This window comes from Streptomyces sp. NBC_01264 (assembly GCF_026340675.1).
GTDB lineage: Bacteria > Actinomycetota > Actinomycetes > Streptomycetales > Streptomycetaceae > Streptomyces.
The window spans coordinates 3709688-3728029 of record NZ_JAPEOX010000001.1 but is presented as its reverse complement, the minus strand read 5'-3'; the positions used below and the strand labels follow the sequence as shown (position 1 = coordinate 3728029).

Annotated in this window: 13 protein-coding genes; 9 read left to right on the top strand and 4 right to left on the bottom strand. The window is 72.0% G+C overall.

What is annotated here, in order from left to right:
• The first annotated feature begins 51 nt into the window (after positions 1-51).
• The 6 genes from OG435_RS17205 to OG435_RS17180 all read left to right on the top strand — a co-directional run bounded on the left by OG435_RS17205 (position 52) and on the right by OG435_RS17180 (position 8353).
• Entirely contained in the window at positions 52-1341 is a 1290-nt protein-coding gene (locus tag OG435_RS17205; protein ID WP_266877722.1) for an amidohydrolase, read from the top strand.
• Positions 1338-2618 (top strand): ATP-grasp domain-containing protein, encoded by a 1281-nt coding sequence (locus OG435_RS17200; protein WP_266877721.1) that lies wholly within the window; start codon positions 1338-1340, stop codon positions 2616-2618. The genes OG435_RS17205 and OG435_RS17200 overlap by 4 nt, the downstream gene beginning before the upstream one ends.
• 97 nt (positions 2619-2715) lie before the next feature.
• Positions 2716-5328 (top strand): ATP-grasp domain-containing protein, encoded by a 2613-nt coding sequence (locus OG435_RS17195; RefSeq protein WP_266877720.1) that lies wholly within the window; start codon positions 2716-2718, stop codon positions 5326-5328.
• Positions 5325-6674 carry an MFS transporter gene (locus OG435_RS17190; protein ID WP_266877719.1) on the top strand — a complete coding sequence of 450 codons (1350 nt, stop codon included), beginning with the start codon at positions 5325-5327 and terminating at the stop codon, positions 6672-6674. Before OG435_RS17195 ends, OG435_RS17190 begins: the two co-directional genes overlap by 4 nt.
• A complete protein-coding gene (locus OG435_RS17185) occupies positions 6671-7915 on the top strand; it encodes a PLP-dependent aminotransferase family protein (RefSeq protein WP_266877718.1) in 1245 nt (414 codons plus the stop codon). The genes OG435_RS17190 and OG435_RS17185 overlap by 4 nt, the downstream gene beginning before the upstream one ends.
• A gap of 63 nt (positions 7916-7978) precedes the next feature.
• Entirely contained in the window at positions 7979-8353 is a 375-nt protein-coding gene (locus tag OG435_RS17180) for a nuclear transport factor 2 family protein (protein ID WP_266877717.1), read from the top strand.
• 159 nt (positions 8354-8512) lie between these two features.
• Here the strand turns inward: OG435_RS17180 and OG435_RS17175 are convergent, their stop codons facing one another.
• Positions 8513-9121: a DUF937 domain-containing protein gene (locus OG435_RS17175; RefSeq protein ID WP_266877716.1), complete on the bottom strand. Its 609-nt coding sequence runs from the start codon at positions 9119-9121 to the stop codon at positions 8513-8515.
• A 299-nt stretch (positions 9122-9420) separates the two neighbouring features.
• On the opposite strand from OG435_RS17175, the gene recD2 reads away from it, so the two are divergent.
• Together recD2 and OG435_RS17165 are read left to right on the top strand one after the other, a co-directional pair.
• Positions 9421-11667: an SF1B family DNA helicase RecD2 gene (recD2, locus tag OG435_RS17170; protein WP_266877715.1), complete on the top strand. Its 2247-nt coding sequence runs from the start codon at positions 9421-9423 to the stop codon at positions 11665-11667.
• A gap of 183 nt (positions 11668-11850) precedes the next feature.
• On the top strand, positions 11851-13140 hold the full coding sequence (locus OG435_RS17165) for a citrate synthase (RefSeq protein ID WP_243335006.1): 1290 nt from the start codon (positions 11851-11853) through the stop codon (positions 13138-13140).
• Between the two features lie 293 nt (positions 13141-13433).
• Here OG435_RS17165 and OG435_RS17160 read toward each other — a convergent pair whose 3' ends face one another.
• Positions 13434-15698 carry a heavy metal translocating P-type ATPase gene (locus tag OG435_RS17160; RefSeq protein ID WP_266877714.1) on the bottom strand — a complete coding sequence of 755 codons (2265 nt, stop codon included), beginning with the start codon at positions 15696-15698 and terminating at the stop codon, positions 13434-13436.
• 129 nt (positions 15699-15827) lie between these two features.
• Positions 15828-16061 carry a heavy-metal-associated domain-containing protein gene (locus OG435_RS17155; protein WP_266877713.1) on the bottom strand — a complete coding sequence of 78 codons (234 nt, stop codon included), beginning with the start codon at positions 16059-16061 and terminating at the stop codon, positions 15828-15830.
• A 186-nt stretch (positions 16062-16247) separates the two neighbouring features.
• On the opposite strand from OG435_RS17155, the gene OG435_RS17150 reads away from it, so the two are divergent.
• A complete protein-coding gene (locus OG435_RS17150) occupies positions 16248-17495 on the top strand; it encodes a cation:proton antiporter (protein ID WP_266881814.1) in 1248 nt (415 codons plus the stop codon).
• Here OG435_RS17150 and OG435_RS17145 read toward each other — a convergent pair.
• Positions 17473-18243: a TetR/AcrR family transcriptional regulator gene (locus OG435_RS17145; protein ID WP_266877712.1), complete on the bottom strand. Its 771-nt coding sequence runs from the start codon at positions 18241-18243 to the stop codon at positions 17473-17475. The genes OG435_RS17150 and OG435_RS17145 overlap by 23 nt on opposite strands.
• Positions 18244-18342: the final 99 nt, after the last annotated feature.

The window sequence follows — 18342 nt, the reverse complement described above, 5'->3', positions numbered from 1 at the left end:
CCGGTCACGAACACCCCGTGTCCATCACCCCTCATGCCTGAGAAGGACGCCATGACTGCACTGCTCGAAGGTCTCGACTCGCTGATGCCGGCCCTCGAAGCCGATTACCGCGAGCTGCACTCCCACCCCGAACTCGCCTTCCAGGAGAAGCGGACGGCCGCCCTCGCCGCCGAGCGGCTGGCCGCCCAGGGCGGCTGGGAGATCACCACCGGCGTCGGCCGCACCGGCGTGGTCGCGGTCCTGGCCAACGGCGAGGGCCCGGTGGTCATGTTGCGCGCCGACATGGACGCGCTGCCCGTCAAGGAGGCCACCGGGCTGCCGTACGCGAGCACCGCGACCGCCACCGACGAATCCGGCGCCGAGGTCCCGGTGATGCACGCCTGCGGGCACGATCTGCACGTGGCCGCGCTCATCGGGTCCTGCGCCCTGTTCGCCCGTAACCGCGCGGCCTGGCGGGGCACCGTCGTCGCCGTCTTCCAGCCGGGGGAGGAGAGCGGCTACGGAGCCCGCGAGATGGTCGAGGACGGGCTCTTCGAGCGCTTCCCGCGCCCCGACGTGATCCTCGGCTCGCACGTGGGCCCCGGCCCGGCCGGGCTCGTCGCGACCCTGCCCGGGGTGGTCATGGGCGCCACCGACTCGATCACCGTCACCCTCTTCGGGCGCGGCGGCCACGGCTCCAAGCCCGAGGCCGCGGTCGACCCCGTGGTGATGGCGGCCTCGCTGGTCATGCGGCTCCAGACCGTGGTCTCCCGCGAGATCGCCGCCCCGGAACCGGTGGTGGTCACCGTCGGAAAGCTGCACGCCGGAACCACCGCCGCGGTTATACCCGACACCGCCGAGCTCGGCATCAACGTGCGCACCAGCTCCGCGCCGGTCCGCGAGAAGGTCCTCGCGGCCATCGAGCGCCTCGCCCGCGCCGAATCGGCCGCCGCGGGCGCGACCGCCGACCCGGCGATCACCTCCGTCTACCACCTGCCGATGACCGTCAACGACACCGCGGCCGCCGAGCGGGTGGCCGACGCGCACCGCGAGCACTTCGGGGCCGGCGCCGTCATGACGATGGGCCCGACCACCGCCAGCGAGGACTTCGGGCTGCTCGCCGCTGCCGCCCAGGTCCCCTCGGTGTACTGGTTCTACGGCGGCCTCGACCCGCAGGCCTTCGGCGAGGCCTTCGCCGCCGGGAAGCTGGAGGAGCTCCCGCAGAACCACTCCTCCACCTTCGCGCCCGTCGCCGGACCCGCGCTGTCCGTCGGCGTCCGCACGATGGCCACGGCGGCACTGCCCTGGCTCGCCGCGTCCGGTGGCGGCGCCGCCGCGGGTCACGGGGGCGAGGCGGCATGAGCACCGACCGGCCGCACATCGTCGTCCTGCACCGCTGGCGGGACACCCACGCGCACTACGCCGACTACATCGACCACGGCGCCGCCCACGTGACCTACGTGAGCACCGGGCTCGGCCGCGCCTCGTTACCCCGGACCGCCGCCGCGGTCACCACCGTCGCACTGACCGACGACCTGCCCGCCGTCCGCGCGGCCGTCACCGGGCTCGTGGCCCGCTTCGGCGCCCCGGCCCGGCTGATCGCCCTCAACGAGGGGGACCTGGACACGGCCGCGCTGATCCGCGAGGAGTTCGCGATCCCCGGCCAGGACACCGCCGAACTGGCCGTGTTCCGCGACAAGCTGACCATGTGCCGTACGGCCGAGGCCGCCGGCCTGCCGGTGCCCGCCTTCGCCCCCGCGCCGGACCCGGCCGCCGTGCTCGCCTTCGGCGGGGTACACGGCTGGCCGCTGGTGGTCAAACCGCACCGCGGCACCGCCAGCCGGGGCGTGGTCCGGATCGACTCCGCCGCCGAACTGGCCGCGCTGAACGGCCCGGACGGCCGGCTCGACGCAGCGCTGGCGGCCGAGCCGCACCTCGTCCAGCGCTACGTGGTCGGGCCGATCCTGCACATCGACGGCCTGTGGGAAGGGGCTTCGCTCGGCAGCTGGACCGTCTCGCGCTATGTGGGCGGCACCTGCGCCGACTTCACCCGGGGGACCTGGCTCGGCTCGGTCGAGGAGGACGACCCCGCCCTGCTGGAGGCGGTGGAGGCCTTCGCCGCCGCGGTCGGCCGCGCGCTCGGCGGCGCCCGGCCCTGGGTCTTCCACCTGGAGGCCTTCGTCACCCCGGCGCCGGACGGCGGGCCCGCGCTGGTCTTTCTGGAGTGCGGGGCCCGGGTGGGCGGCGGGGAGATCCCCTTCACCTGGCGCGACGTCCACGGAATCGACCTGATGGCCGCCGCCGTGGACATCCAGCTCGGCCTGACCCCGGTCCTGCCGCCGCTCAAGACCGGCGAGGTCGGCGGCTACCTGCTGCTCCCGCTCCCGGTCCCCGCCCCCTGCCGCGTCGAAGCGGCCGGCTGGGTACGGGAACCCGCGCCGGGCCGCCTCCCGTACGCCGTCAAGCACACCCCGGTCGGCTCCACGGCCCCGGCGATCAGCGGCTACGAGCACGTCGGCACCCGCTTCCGCTTCCGCGGGGCCACCACCCGGGAGGTCGAGGCGGCCATCACCGAGTCCGCGCACTCCTTCCGGCTGACCTGCGTACCGGTCGGCGCCCCGGCCGCCGACGAGGGCTGACCCCCGAACGCCCGTCCCGCATCCCCTCCCGCACCCCTGTTCTCCGGGGCGTACCCGCTCCACGCCCCGTACCGGAAAGGAATCCACCGTGGTCCTCATGACCCCCGAACGCCGGCGCGTCATCCTCGTAGGCAGCCGCATACAGCAGTACCGGGAATACGCCCTGGCCTCCCTCGCCCGGCACTACGAGGTGACCCTCGTCGGGCCGCAGGCCCCCACCTGGCAGGCCCGTTACGTGGAGACCCACCGGATCGCCGATGCCACGGACGCCGCGAAGCTGTACGCCCCGGTCGCCGACCTGCGCGGCGAGGTCGCCGACGCCGCGATCGTCACCTGGGACGAGTGGTCGCTGGTCGCCGTCTCCTCCGTCGCCCAGAAGCTCGGCATGCGGGCCATGGACCCGGCGGCCGCCAGGATCTGCCGCGACAAGTACGCCACCCGCCAGGCCCTGGAAGCGGCCGGCCTGGCAGCCGTCCGCCACGCCCCGGCCACCACCGAGGACGAGGCCGTCGCCGCCGCCGAGTCCATCGGCTTCCCCGTCGTCGTCAAGCCCCGCACCCTCGGCGGCAGCTTCGGCGTGATGATGGCCCGCGACGCCGACGGCGTGCGCCGGGCCTTCCGGCTCGCCTCCGGCAGCCGGCTGCGCGGCGCCGGCACCACCGCCTCGGTCCTGGTCGAGGAGTTCGTCGAGGGCCCCGAACTGAGCGTGGACAGCGTCGTCGTGGACGGCGTGACCACCCCCGTGTGCGTGGCACGCAAGCGCCTCGGCGCCCACCCGTACTTCGAGGAGGTCGGCCACCTGGTCACCGACTGGCGCCACGAGCCCTGGGTCGACGCCGTCACCCGGCTCGTCCAGGACGCGCACCGCGCGGCCGGAGTCGACTACGGCGTCACCCACACCGAGCTGCGCGTCACCGCGGACGGACCCCGCCTGATCGAGCTCAACGGCCGCCTCGGCGGCGACCTCATTCCGCACCTGAACGAGCTCGCCACCGGCGTGGACCTGCCGCTGGCCGCCGCCCGGATCGCCTTCGAGGAGACCCCGGACCTCACCCCGACCCGCGCCCTCAGCGCCGAGGTCCGCTTCCTCTACCCGTCCTACGACGGCGCCGTCGACCGCGTCGTCCTGCCCGCCCCCGAGGACGTCGAGGACCTGGCCGAGGCCGTCGCCCTCGTGGAGCCCGGCGACGAGCTGCTGCTCCCGCCCCGCGGCCTGACCCCCCGCTCCGCCGCGCTCATCGCGGTCAGCCGGACCCCGGCCGGCACCCGCCGCGCCCTGGACCGCGCCGAGGCGCTCTCCCGTACGGAGGTCTCCGGAGTCGCCGCGCACCGGCTCGGCGCCCGCGTCGAGAACGCCGTGACCCGCCGCTTCTTCGACCACGAGCGCACCGCGGCCCGCCAGAGCGTCTCCGGAGTCCAGGGCGTGGAGCGGTTCCGCCAGGGAGCCGGCGGCGGCGAGGGGCTCAACCGCCCCGTCTTCCTCAGCGAGGCCGACGTCACGGGCCTGGAGAACGACCTGAACGGCCTCTTCGAACTGCTCAAGGCGGTGCCCGCCCGGCTCTTCGACGGGGACCTGCGCGCCTTCGCCACCGCCGTCGGCATGTCGCCCACCCAGGCCGACCTGGTCCTGCGCGGCTCCGTGGACGAGCTCGCCCCGCTCTCCCGCGCCGACCTGTACCGCGAGACCGGCGGCTTTCGCGTCATGGAACTCAACACCGGCTCCTCGCTGGGCGGCTGGCAGATGGGCGAGTTCGCCCGCGCCCTGATCCAGGACACCGACTTCGCCGAGTTCGCGGCCGCCGAGGGCCTGGTGTACCCCGACCCGCTGGCCCGCATCACCGAGGTGCTGCGCCGCCAGGCCCCCTCCCTCGAAGGCATCGAGCGGCCGTACCTGGCGATCACCGACTGGCCCGAGGGGTTCGAGAAGTCCAAGTGCTGGATGGAGTTCGTCGTCCCGGCCTTCGAACGGCTCGGCTTCGAGACCGTCGTCTGCCACCTGGGCGACTTCGCGTACGAGGACGGCAAGGTGCTGCACGCGGGCCGGGAGGTCGACGTGGTCTACCGGATGTTCCTGCCCGGCGAAATGCCCGACGAGCCCCGCACCTACGACCTGGTCAACCCGCTGCTCGACGCCGTCGAGGCCGGCACGGTCGCACTGTTCGCCCCGCTCGACTGCGAGCTGTACGGCAACAAGGGCAGCCTCGCGATGCTCAGCGACGAGCGCAACCGCGCCGTCTTCACCGAGGCCGAGAGCGAGCTCATCGACCGGATCCTGCCCTGGACCCGCTTCGTGCGCGACGAGAAGGTCACCTTCGACGGCGAGAGGATCGACCTGCTGCCCTACGCCATCGCCAACAAGGACCACCTGGTCCTCAAGCCCACCCTCCTCTACGGCGGCGTCGGGGTGACCCCCGGCTGGACCACCGACCAGAAGGAGTGGGTGGCCCAGCTGCGCCAGGCCGTCGACGGCCCGTACGTCCTGCAGCACCGGCTGCTGCCGACCACCGAGCGGTTCCTCTCCGAGGACGGCGAGACCTGCGAGGACATGGCCGTCGCCTACGGAACCCTGATGGTCGACGGACGCTACGCCGGCACCCTGGCCCGCGGCGTCACCGACCCGGCCGTCGGCATCGTGAGCATGCTGCGCGGCGCCCGGATCGGCTGCGCGTTCCACGTCGCCCCGGCCGCCGAGGGAGTGGAAGCCAAGTGACCGACATCGGGAACGGAGCCGCCGAATCGGTGCAGGAGACGGTCGCCGCACCCTCCGCCGCCGCCGCACCCGCCACGCTCTGGCGGGACCCGGAGTTCCTCAAGTTCTGGTCTGGGGAGGCCATTTCACAGGTCGGGGCCCAGGTCACCACCCTGGCGCTGCCGCTCACCGCGGTACTGACGCTCGACGCCAGCTCCTCCCAGGTGGGCTTCGTCAACGCCGCCTCCTACGCCCCCTTCCTGATGGTCACCCTCCTGGTCGGCGTCTGGGTCGACCGGGTGCGGCGCAGGCCCCTGATGATCATGGCCAACGTGGGGCGGGCGCTGCTGGTCGGCGCGGTGCCGCTGCTGGCCGTGCTCGACCTGCTGCGCATCGAGCACGTGTACGTCGCCGCGCTGCTCGTGGGCACCCTCACGGTGGTCTTCGACGTCTCCTACCAGTCCTACCTGCCGACCCTGGTCGGCAAGCAGCACCTGGTGGAGGGCAACAGCAAGCTCCAGGGCACCAGTTCGCTGGCCCAGATCGGCGGGCCCGGACTGGCCGGTCTGCTCATCGGCTGGGTCACCGCCCCCTACGCGCTGCTGATCAACGGGGTCTCGTACCTCGTCTCCGTGCTCACCCTGCTCGCGGTACGGCGCGCCGAGCCGGAGCCGGTGCCCCAGCAGGAGCGGACCGGGATCCGCACCAGCATCGCCGAGGGCATCCGGATCATCTGGGACAGCGCCCACCTGCGGGCCTGCGCCCTCCAGTCCGGGCTGTACAACCTGTGCTGGATGTCCCTCCAGACGGTGTTCGTGCTCTACGCGGCCCGCACGCTCGGCATCTCGCCCGGCGGCATCGGCCTGCTGCTGGGCACCGGGGCGGTGGGCTCGCTGGCCGGCTCGATGCTCGCGCAGTGGCTCAAGCGCCGGATCGGACTCGGCTACGCCGTCCTGGCGGCGCTGCTGCTGTGCTGCCTGGCCCCCGTGGCCATCCCGGCGGCCCCGGCGAACGGCGGGGCGCTCTCGCTGACCCTGTTCGTCGCCGCCTTCGGCCTGATCGGAGCCGGCGGCACCATGGCCAACATCCACATCATCAGCCTGCGCCAGTCCATGACCCCGGACCACCTCCTGGGGCGGATGAACGCCGGGTACCGCTTCATCTCCTGGGGGACGCTCCCGCTCGGCGCCCTGCTGGGCGGCTGGCTCGGCGACCTCATCGGGCTGCGGGAAACGCTGTTCGTCACCGCCGCGCTCTTCCTGACCGCGGTCCTGGGCGTCCTGAAATCACCGGTGTGGCGGCTGAAGGAGTTCCCGCCCCAGATCGCCCCGGAAACCCGGGTCCCCCGGAAGGCGGACGCGAGGTGAGTGCCGTACCGCAGGCACCGGCGCCCGGCGCCATCGGGAGCCTGCTCGCCCGCCGCACCGGCTGGGGCCGCTCCGACGCGGTGAGCGGGATCCTGGCGGCGGCCGCCGCCCCGGGGGTGCTCTCGATGGCCGGCGGGATCCCGGCCCCCGACAGCTTCCCCGTGGCCCGGCTCGCCGAGGCCACCGACCGGCTGTTCGCCGGGGCGGGAGGGTCGGGCGGGTCCGCCGCACGGGCGCTCCAGTACGCCCCCACGGACGGCATCGCCCCGATGCGGGAGGTGATCGCGGCCCGGGCGAGCGCGACCGGGGCCCCCGTCGGCCCCGACCGGGTGATGGTCACCGCGGGCAGTCAGCAGGGCCTGGACCTCGTCGCGCGGACCCTCGTCGACGAGGGCGACGAGGTGGCCCTGGACGACCCGAGCTACCTGGGCGCCGTCCAGGTCTTCCGGCGGGCCGGAGCCCGGCTGCTGCCGGTCCCCGCCGACGCGGACGGGATGCGCACCGACGTACTGGAGCAGCGCCTCCTCGCCGGGGCCCGGCCCAAACTCGTCTACGTCGTACCGCACTTCCACAACCCGACCGGGGCCGTGCTCTCCGAGGAGCGGCGCCGCCACCTGGCCGCGCTGGCCGAACGGTTCGGCTTCCTCGTCGTCGAGGACGACCCGTACGGGGACCTGGCCTTCGAGGGGAGCCGGCTGCCGTCCACCGACGTCCACAGCGGGCGCGTGGTCCGGCTGATGAGCCTCTCCAAGACGGTCTGCCCGGGGCTGCGGGTGGCCGGTCTGGTCGCCCCCGCCGAGCTGATCGGGGAACTGGTCGCCGCCAAGCAGTGCGGGGACCTGCAGACCAACACCTTCGGCCAGTACCTCCTCGCCGACCTGCTCGGCGACCCGGAGTTCCTGCCGGCCCATCTGGCGGGCCTGCGCACGCTGTACGGCGGCCGGGCCCGCGCCATGGAGACGCTGCTGCGCGAACGACTGCCCTGGCTGGACTTCGAACGGCCGCGCGGCGGGCTCTTCTTCTGGTGCCGGCTGACCGACCCCCGGGTGGGCTCCGACGCGCTGTACGCGCACGCGCTGGCGCAGGGCGTCGCCATCGTGCCCGGCACGCCCTTCTGCATCGAGGAGGACGGCTCGCGGGTCCTGCGGCTGTCCTTCGCCTCCCTGGACGGCGCGCAGCGCCGGGAAGGCGTCTCCCGGCTGGCCGCGGCCTGGGAGAAGACACTCGCCGACGGGGTGTGATCCACCCCGTGCGCGAGGCCCCGTACACCGTCCTTTTCCTCCACACCCCCAAGGAGCAAGACCGTGACGACGACGTCGTACGCACCGGTGACCGCCGAATCCCTGGTGGCCCGGCTGTTCCAGGTGATCGACACCCGCTCGTGGGACCGGCTCGGCGAGGTCTTCGCGCCGGACGCCGTGTACGAACGGCCGGGCTACCCGGCGCTGGAGGGCCTCGACCGGATCCGCCGGTTCTACGAGCACGAACGGATCGTCACCTCCGGCGCCCACGAGGTGAGCCAGGTGACCGGCGGCCTGGCCGCGGCCGCCTGCTGGGGGCGGTTCCGGGGCGCCGACCGGGACGGCAGGGCCCTGGACGAGGCCTTCGCCGACACCTACCTGGTCCGCGACGGCAGGATCGAGCGCCGCAAGACCTTCTTCTACCGCCCGGCGATCTGACCGGGGGGCGGGCCCGAGCCGCGTTCGAGCCGCGTCCGAGCCGCATCCGGGCGGCATGCGGGCAGTATGCGGGCCTGGTCCGGACCGCCGGGGGGGCGGTCCGGACCAGGCCCGGATGCGTTGCGTCCGAACGGGTGCGGTGCCGGTTGAGGAGCCCCGCTACTTCTTGCCGCCGCCGAGGATCTGGCCGAGCAGGTCGCCGAGGCTGCCGCCCGCCGCGGGGGCCCCGCCGGCCGGACCCGCGGGGGCGGCGCCGGCCGCTCCCGGTACGGCTCCCGGGGACGGGATCGGGGACTCGCCGCCGGCCGCCGTCGGGGCGCCCGCACCGGCGCCCGCGCCCCCGGCCTTCCCGGCCGCGCGCTTGGCGAAGACCGCCAGCAGCACCGGGATCAGCAGCTCGATGACCCGGGCGACGGTGGGCGCGGGGATGCCGGTCTTCTTCGAGACGGCATTGGCCACGGGCTTGCTCACCTTGGCGAGCACCCCGGCCATCATCCCGCCGCTGAGCATGCCGCCCAGGCCGCCGCCCAGGGTGGCCACGCCTTCCAGCGGGGCCTGGGTGACCTCGGCGAAGGCCTGGCGCACCTCGTTGCCGTCGTCGTCATCGGCGTCGGCCTTCTGCTGGAGGTCGCCGGTCATCGCCCCGACCGTGGCCGCGACGGTGTCCCGGGCGCCGTTGGTGTCGGTGCCGAGGAGGCCGGCGATCTCGGTCAGCCGGTCGTCGCCCAGTTCGTTCAGCACGTCGTCCTGGAAGGAAGGTTCACTCATGCCTGAAACGCTACTTCTGTGATGATTCGTCGGCACCTCGGATGGCCTCCGGAGCCCTGGTGGATAACGGAAAGGTAAAGTTCCGTATCCGCGTGCAACCACGGGCGTGGGTCGCGGGTCGTATGGTGCGTCGGGACTTCCAGGGGGGATCCGGGGGGATCGGGAAGTCCGACGAGGGAGGGGTAACCGTGAGGGGGTCCGGCCGAAAGGCGGGACCCCCTTTCGGTTCGGCCGCCCGGTCGGCGCCGAGTTGTCCACAGGCCCGCCGGACTGTCGCACCCGGGCTGTAGTTTCGGGCCATGACGACGAACGTGGCCGTGGCACCGGCGGTGGTCGAGGGCGTGCTGGAGCGCATCACCTACGCCAACGAGGAGAGCGGGTACACGGTCGCCCGGGTGGACACCGGCCGTGGCGCCGGCGACCTGCTCACGGTGGTCGGATCCCTCCTCGGGGCCCAGCCGGGTGAATCGCTGCGCATGGAAGGCCGCTGGGGCTCGCACGCCCAGTACGGCAGGCAGTTCACCGTGGAGAACTACACGACGCTGCTCCCCGCGACCATCCAGGGCATCCGGCGCTACCTCGGCTCCGGTCTGATCAAGGGCATCGGCCCGAAGATCGCGGACCGGATCGTGGAGCACTTCGGCCTCGACACCCTCGACGTCATCGAGGAGCAGCCGAAGCGGCTGATCGAAGTGCCCGGCCTCGGCCCCAAGCGCACCCGGCTGATCGGCGCGGCCTGGGAGGAGCAGAAGGCCATCAAGGAGGTCATGGTCTTCCTCCAGGGGGTCGGCGTCTCCACCTCCATCGCCGTGCGCATCTACAAGAAGTACGCCGACGCCTCCATCTCGGTGGTGAAGAACCAGCCGTACCGGCTCGCCGCAGACGTGTGGGGCATCGGCTTCCTCACCGCCGACCGCATCGCGCAGGCCGTCGGGATCCCGCACGACAGCCCGGAGCGGGTCAAGGCCGGACTCCAGTACGCCCTGTCCCAGTCCGCCGACCAGGGGCACTGCTTCCTGCCCGAGGACCGGCTCATCGCCGACGGGGTCAAGCTGCTCCAGGTGGACACCGGGCTGGTCATCGACTGCCTGGCCGAGCTCGCCGCCGATCCGGAAGGGGTCGTACGGGAATCCGTGCCCGACCCGCAGGGCGGCCCGGACCCCCTCACGGCCGTGTACCTGGTGCCGTTCCACCGCGCCGAGCTGTCCCTGGCCGGTCAGGTACGCCGCCTCCTGAACGCGGACGAGGACCGGCTGCCCGCCTTCCGGGACGTGGACTGGGACAAGGCCCTGGGCTGGCTCGCCGGCCGGACTGGAGCCAAGCTGGCCCCCGCGCAGCGGGACGCGGTCCGCCTCGCGCTCACCCGCCGGGTCGCGGTGCTCACCGGCGGGCCCGGCTGCGGGAAGTCCTTCACCGTCCGCTCGATCGTCGAGCTGGCCCGGGCCAAGAAAGCCAAGGTGGTCCTCGCCGCTCCCACGGGCCGGGCGGCGAAGCGGCTGGCCGAGCTCACCGGGGCCGAGGCCTCCACCGTGCACCGGCTCCTGGAGCTGAAACCGGGCGGGGACGCGGCGTACGACCGGGAGCGGCCGCTCGACGCGGACCTGGTCGTCGTGGACGAGGCCTCCATGCTCGACCTGCTGCTCGCGAACAAGCTGGTCAAGGCCGTGGCACCCGGTGCCCACCTGCTGCTGGTCGGGGACGTGGACCAGCTGCCCTCGGTGGGGGCGGGCGAGGTGCTGCGCGATCTGCTCGCCGAGGGCGGGCCGGTCCCGGCCGTCCGGCTGACCACCATCTTCCGGCAGGCGCAGCAGTCCGGGGTGGTCACCAACGCCCACCGGATCAACACCGGCCTGCCGCCCATCACCGACGGGCTGCCCGACTTCTTCCTCTTCCCCGAGGAGGACACCGAGGAGGCCGGAAAGCTCGCCGTCGACGTCGCCGCCCGTCGTATTCCGGCCAGATTCGGCCTCGACCCGAGGCGGGACATCCAGGTCCTCGCCCCCATGCACCGCGGCCCGGCCGGCGCCGGAAACCTCAACGCGCTGCTCCAGCAGGCCATCACCCCGGCCCGGCCGAACCTGCCCGAGAAGCGGTTCGGCGGCCGGGTCTTCCGGGTCGGCGACAAGGTCACGCAGATCCGCAACAACTACGACAAGGGCGCCAACGGGGTCTTCAACGGCACGGTCGGCGTGGTCACCGGCCTTGACCTGGAGGAACAGCGGCTGACGGTGCGCACAGACGAAGATGAGGAAGTGGCCTACGAGTTCGCGGAGCTCGACGAGCTGGCCCACGCCTACGCCGTGACCATCCACCGCTCGCAGGGGAGTGAATATCCGGCCGTCGTGATCCCCGTCACGACCGGCGCTTGGATGATGCTCCAGCGGAACCTGCTGTATACGGCCGTCACCCGGGCGAAGAAACTGGTCGTCCTGGTCGGGTCCCGCAAAGCCCTGGCTCAGGCGGTGCGTACCGTTTCCGCAGGCAGGAGGTACACGGCGGTCGCACCCAGGCTGTCCGGCCGGATACCGGTGGGAAACATCACCTAGATGATCGATCATTTGGGGTTCCTACAACGGTTCCCGAGGGGGCAGGATGTGCACGCTGGCGGCACTGAGTGCCGTCGAAAACACCAAAGCTCGACCCCGAGTGCACTCACCTGCGCCAAATGGGGGAAGGTAGAGGCAGTCAGGGCACCTCGAAGAAGAGGCACTACGTCGGTGAGGGATGACGTGAGCGACAACTCTGTAGTACTGCGGTACGCGGACGGTGAATACACCTACCCGGTGGTCGAGAGCACCGTCGGTGACCAGGGCTTCGACATCTCGAAGCTCAGGGCTCAGACCGGGCTGGTCACCCTGGACAGCGGCTACGGAAACACCGCCGCCTATAAGTCCGCCATTACCTACCTCGACGGTGAGCAGGGCATCCTGCGCTACCGCGGTTACCCGATCGAGCAGCTGGCGGAGCGCTCGACCTTCATCGAGGTCGCCTACCTGCTGATCAACGGGGAGCTGCCGACCGTCGACCAGCTCGCGTCGTTCCGCAACGAGATCACCCAGCACACGCTGCTGCACGAGGACGTCAAGCGCTTCTACGACGGCTTCCCGCGCGACGCGCACCCGATGGCGATGCTGTCCTCCGTGGTCAGCGCGCTGTCGACGTTCTACCAGGACAGCCACAACCCGTTCGACGAGAAGCAGCGCAACCTCTCGACGATCCGGCTGCTGGCCAAGCTCCCGACGATCGCGGCGTACGCGTACAAGAAGTCGGTCGGCCACCCGGTGGTCTACCCGCGCAACGACCTCGGCTACGTCGAGAACTTCCTGCGCATGACCTTCTCCGTGCCGGCCCAGGAGTACGACCTGGACCCGGTCGTGGTCGCCGCGCTCGACAAGCTGCTGATCCTGCACGCGGACCACGAGCAGAACTGCTCGACCTCCACCGTGCGTCTGGTCGGCTCCTCGCAGGCGAACATGTTCGCCTCGATCTCCGCCGGCATCTCGGCCCTGTGGGGCCCGCTGCACGGTGGCGCCAACCAGTCCGTTCTGGAGATGCTCGAGGGCATCAAGAACGACGGCGGCGACGTCGACGCCTTCATCCGCAAGGTGAAGAACAAGGAGGACGGCGTCCGCCTGATGGGCTTCGGGCACCGCGTCTACAAGAGCTTCGACCCCCGGGCGAAGATCATCAAGGCGGCGGCGCACGATGTCCTCTCGGCGCTCGGCAAGGACGACGAGCTCCTCGACATCGCCCTGAAGCTGGAAGAGCACGCGCTGGCCGACGAGTACTTCGTCGAGCGCAACCTCTACCCGAACGTGGACTTCTACACCGGCCTGATCTACCGGGCCATGGGCTTCCCGACCGAGATGTTCACCGTGCTCTTCGCGATCGGCCGGCTGCCCGGCTGGATCGCCCAGTGGCACGAGATGATCAAGGAGCCCGGCTCCCGCATCGGCCGCCCGCGCCAGATCTACACCGGCGAGGTCCTGCGCGACTTCGTCCCGGTCGAGTCCCGCTGACCCGAGGGTCGAGCCGCAGCACACGCAGTACCCGTAGGGCTTGCAGTACAGGAAAAGCGCCCCGCCATCGATCCCCCCACGGGTCGAAGGTCGGGGCGCTTTCCTTACCCCGGAACGGATTCCCCCCACGGGACCCGGACCGGGTGTCTGCGTGCCGAGGCAACGTGTAGTCGTTCCAACACGTTTTCGGCATCGCCCCATTAGACCCATGGGGGTGTCCGAAGGTTACGTCGGGGTCCCTGTGATCTGCGTCTCGCGTGAAGAGGGTGTGCGCGGGACGTGAAGGGTGATCACTAGCGGAAGGACCGCAGCCGCAGGCTGTTGGTGACGACGAAGACCGAGGAGAAGGCCATCGCGGCCCCCGCGATCATCGGGTTGAGCAGTCCGGCGGCGGCCAGCGGAAGCGCCGCGACGTTGTAGCCGAAGGCCCAGAAGAGATTGCCCTTGATGGTGGCCAGGGTCCGGCGCGAGAGCCGGATCGCGTCCGCCGCGACCCGCAAGTCGCCCCGTACGAGGGTCAGATCGCTCGCCTCGATCGCCGCGTCGGTGCCGGTGCCCATCGCCAGCCCCAGGTCGGCCTGGGCCAGCGCGGCCGCGTCGTTGACCCCGTCGCCGACCATGGCGACCGTACGGCCCTCGGCCTGTAGCCGGCGTACGACGTCCACCTTGTCCTGCGGGAGGACCTCGGCGATGACCTCCTCGATGCCCACCGCGCGGGCCACGCTCTGCGCGACGGCCTGGTTGTCGCCGGTCAGCAGGACCGGGGTCAGGCCCAGCGCCCGCAGCCGGGAGACGGCCTCGGCGCTGGTCTCCTTGACCGCGTCGGCCACGGTCAGCACCCCGCGGGCCTCCCCGTCCCAGGCGACCAGGACGGCGGTGGAACCCTCGGCCTCGGCGGCCGCCTTGATCTCGGCGAGGGGGGCGGGCAGCGCGATCGACCAGTCGGCGAGCAGCTTCTCGCGGCCCACCAGGACGGCGTGCCCGTCGACCACGCCCTGGACGCCGAGGCCTCCGTGGTTCTCGAAGCCCTCCGGGACGGACAGGCCGCCGGGGAGCTCCGCGGCGCCCGCCGCCACGGCCCGGGCGATCGGGTGCTCGGAGGCGTGCTCCAGCGACCCGGCCAGGCGCAGCAGTTCGTCCGCGTCCACGCCCTCGGCGGGGTGGGTGGCGGTCAGGGTCATCCGGCCGGTCGTCACGGTGCCGGTCTTGTCCAGGACGACGGTGTCCACGCGGCGGGTCGACTCCAGCACCTCGGGGCCCTTGATCAGGATGCCGAGCTGCGCGCCCCGGCCGGTTCCGACCATCAGCGCGGTCGGGGTGGCCAGGCCCAGGGCGCACGGGCAGGCGATGATCAGGACGGCCACGGCGGCGGTGAAGGCGGCCGTCGGATTGTCGGTGATCAGCAGCCAGGTGACCCAGGTGCCCAGGGCCAGGACGAGCACGACGGGGACGAAGATCCCCGAGATCCGGTCGGCGAGGCGCTGCACCTCGGCCTTGCCGTTCTGCGCGTCCTCGACCAGCCTGGCCATCCGGGCGAGCTGGGTGTCCGAGCCGACGCGGGTGGCCTCGACGACAAGGCGGCCGGAGGTGTTGACGGTGGCTCCGGTGACCCCGTCGCCCACGGTGACCTCGACCGGGACCGATTCGCCGGTCAGCATGGCGGCGTCCACGGCGGAGCTGCCCTCGACGACCGTGCCGTCGGTGGCGATCTTCTCGCCCGGCCGGACGACGAACCGGTCGCCCACCGCGAGCGCGCTCACGGGAATGCGCACCTCGGTGCCGCCGCGCAGGACCGCCACGTCCTTGGCGCCGAGCCGCATGAGGGCCTTGAGGGCCGCGCCGGCCTTGCGCTTCGAGCGGGCCTCCAGGTACCGGCCGAGCAGGATGAAGCTGACGACGCCGGCCGCCACCTCCAGGTAGATCGCCGAGGAGCCGTCGGTGCGCGAGACCGAGAAGTCGAAGCCGTGCCGCATACCGGGCATTCCGGCGTGGCCGAAGAACAGGGCCCACAGCGACCAGAGGAAGGCCGCGCCGGTGCCGACCGAGACCAGGGTGTCCATGGTGGCCGCGCCGTGCCGGGCGTTGGTCCAGGCGGCCTTGTGGAAGGGGAGCGCGCCCCAGACGACGACGGGGGCGGCCAGGGTCAGCGAGAGCCACTGCCAGTTGTCGAACTGGAGGGCCGGGACCATCGCGAGCAGGACCACGGGCAGCGAGAGCACCACGGAGACCAGCAGGCGCTGGCGCAGCGCGGCCAGTTCGGGGTCGCGGGCCTCGTCGGGGGCCTGCGCCTCCTCGGGCTGCTCGGGCACGGGCGGCGGGGGTTCCTCGGCGGTGTAGCCGGTCTTGACGACCGTCGCGATGAGGTCGGCGACCTGCACGTCGGCGCCGTAGGAGACCTTGGCCTTCTCGGTGGCGTAGTTCACCGATGCGGTGACCCCGTCCATCCGGTTCAGCTTCTTCTCGATGCGGGCCGCGCAGGAGGCGCAGGTCATCCCGCCGATGGTCAGCTCGACCTCGGCGGTCGTTATGGGTCCGTCGTGCACTGTGCTGCTGCTCATGATCCGGGCTCCAGGGGGCGGGCCGGGCCGTACGGAACCAGTATGAGCTGGCCGGTACGGCCCGGCGGGGTGCTGCGGGTACTGCCGAAGCGGGTGATGCCGAAGCGGGTGATGCCGAAGAGGAGGTGCTCAGGCCTGGCCGGCGAACTCGTACCCGGCCTCGTCGACGGCGGCGCGCACGGCGGCCTCGTCGAGCGGGGCGGCCGAGACCACGGTGACCTCGCCGGTCGCGGCGACGGCCTTGACCGAGCTGACGCCCGCCAGCTCGGAGAGCTCGGCCGTCACCGCGCCCTCGCAGTGCCCACAGGTCATGCCGGTCACCCGGTAGACGGTGGTGGTCTGGGTGTCCGTGTCGGCGCTCATGTCGTTCTCCTCTTCAGGGGCGTTTCCGGGCGGCCGGAAGGCGGCGGATCGCTCGTGGGGAGTCCACCGTTCATCCCGACACTTCGAGACTATACCCCTAGGGGGTATCAACGCGAGCGCTGCGCGGGCGCCCGGTGAGATCTTTTGCGGTGGACAATCGGTGTGAAGCGTATGTAAATGGCACACATGGCGCACTCGGGGACCACTCTCATCCTGATCATGTCGATCGCCGTGCTCGCGCCCCTGCTCGCGTACGGGGTCGCGCGCTGGCTCCCCGTCCCGCTGGTGATCTTCGAGATCGTCCTGGGCGTCCTGGTCGGACCCGACGTCCTCGGCTGGGCGCACTCCACCGAGGTCGTCGACGTGCTCAGCGAGCTCGGCCTGGCGATGCTGATCTTCCTGGCCGGCTACGAGATCCAGTTCGCCCAGGTCAAGGGCGACACCCTGAAGCGGTCGGTGTGGGCCTGGATGGCGGCCCTCGTGCTCGGGCTCGGGCTCGGACTTCTGCTGTCGGGCGGCGAGTTCGACAAGGGCGTCTACATCGGCACCGCGCTCACCAGCACCGCCCTCGGCACGATCCTGCCGGTCCTGCGGGACTCGGGGGACCTCCAGAGCCGGTTCGGCACGGTGATGATGGCGATGGGCGCGGTCGGCGAGTTCGGGCCGATCATCGCCATGGCCCTGCTGCTCAGCGGGCGGGCTCCGGCGCAGTCGGCGGCGCTGCTGATCGGCTTCGCGGTGCTCACGGCCGGCGCCGTGTTCTGGGCGATGCGGCCGAAGCCGCCGTGGTTCTCCCGGGTCATCGTCAAGACCCTCAACAGCAGTGGTCAGTTCGCGGTGCGCCTGGTGATGCTGATCCTCGTGGCGTTCCTGGCGCTGTCCGAGGTGCTCGGCCTCGACGTCCTGCTCGGTGCCTTCGCCGCGGGGCTGATCACCCGGCTGGTGCTGCACGGGGCCGCCCCGGAGAGCAGCGAGGCCGTGCTGTCGAAGGTGGAGGCCATGGGCTTCGGCTTCCTGGTGCCGCTGTTCTTCGTGGTCACCGGGATCGAGTTCGACCTGTCCGCGCTGCTCGGGGGCGGGCGGGTGCTCCTGCTGCTGCCGGTGTTCCTGCTGCTCTTCCTCGTGGTGCGCGGGCTCCCGATGTGGCTGCTGGCCCCCCGGGACCTCGGGCGGGGGGACCGGTCGGCCCTGGTGCTGTTCGGCTCCACGGCGCTGCCGCTGGTGGTGGCGATCACCACCCTGGGCGTTCAGGAGGGAAAGCTGGGGTCGGGGGAGGCGGCGGCGCTGGTCGGGGCCGGGATGGTGTCCGTACTGGTCTTCCCGCTGCTGGGGCTGCGGTTGCGGGCGGGGTCCGGTGGCGGCTCGGGTCCGGACTCCGCTGCGGCGGGGCCGGGGGGCGTCGGGAAGATGGTCAGCGAGGAGGAGGCGTGGTGATCATCGGGTCCAGGTAGCGGAACAGGACGGTCTTCAGCTCCGCGACGTACGCGGCACGTTCCGCGCCCTCGCTGGCCAGGATCAGTTCGAGCGAGGTCTGGACGATGGCGAGCACCATGGTGGCGACGTGGGTGAACTCGGCGTCGGTGGCGGGGGCGCCGTCGGCGGCCGGGGCGACGCACGCGCGCAGCACCCCCTCGACGCGGGTCAGCATGCCGACGTGCAGCTCGTCGTGCTCCTGGGCGATGCCGGGGATGCCGGAGCCGTGCATGAGCGCCACGAAAGCTGGGTTCTCGCAGTTGAAGGCGATGACCGGATCCAGGACGGCGTCGAGCAGCTCGGGCAGCGGGCGGTCCAGGTTCTCGGGGAGGAAGGCCAGACCGTGCGCCTCGTGGGCGCGCTGGAGGAGCTGCCCGCCCAGCTCGACGGCGATGGCCTCCTTGTTCGGGAAGAACTGGTAGAGCGTGCCCGGGGACACGCCGGCCTCGCGGGCGATGGCGTTGGTGCTGGCCGCCGCGTAGCCCGTACGGCAGAACACCCCGGCGGCGGCGGTCAGGAGCTGGGCGATCCGGCGCTCACCGCGGGCCTGGCGGCGGCGGGGGGCGGCTTCCGCCTCCGGTCCGGTCGCCGGCTGCGGGGCTGTCTCCAGGGCTGTCTCCAGAGTTGTCTCCAGCACCGTCTCCGGCGCCGTCTCCGCGGTTGATTCACCCGCTTTGTCCGCACTCGTGGCCTGAGGAGTCTTCCGCATGTCCAATCCCTTGCTTCCCGTTGCTTCCCGTGGGTGATTGACAAACGCGAGAGGTCGCTCGCATTCTTGAGAAACGCGAGCGACTGCTCGTGTTTGCCA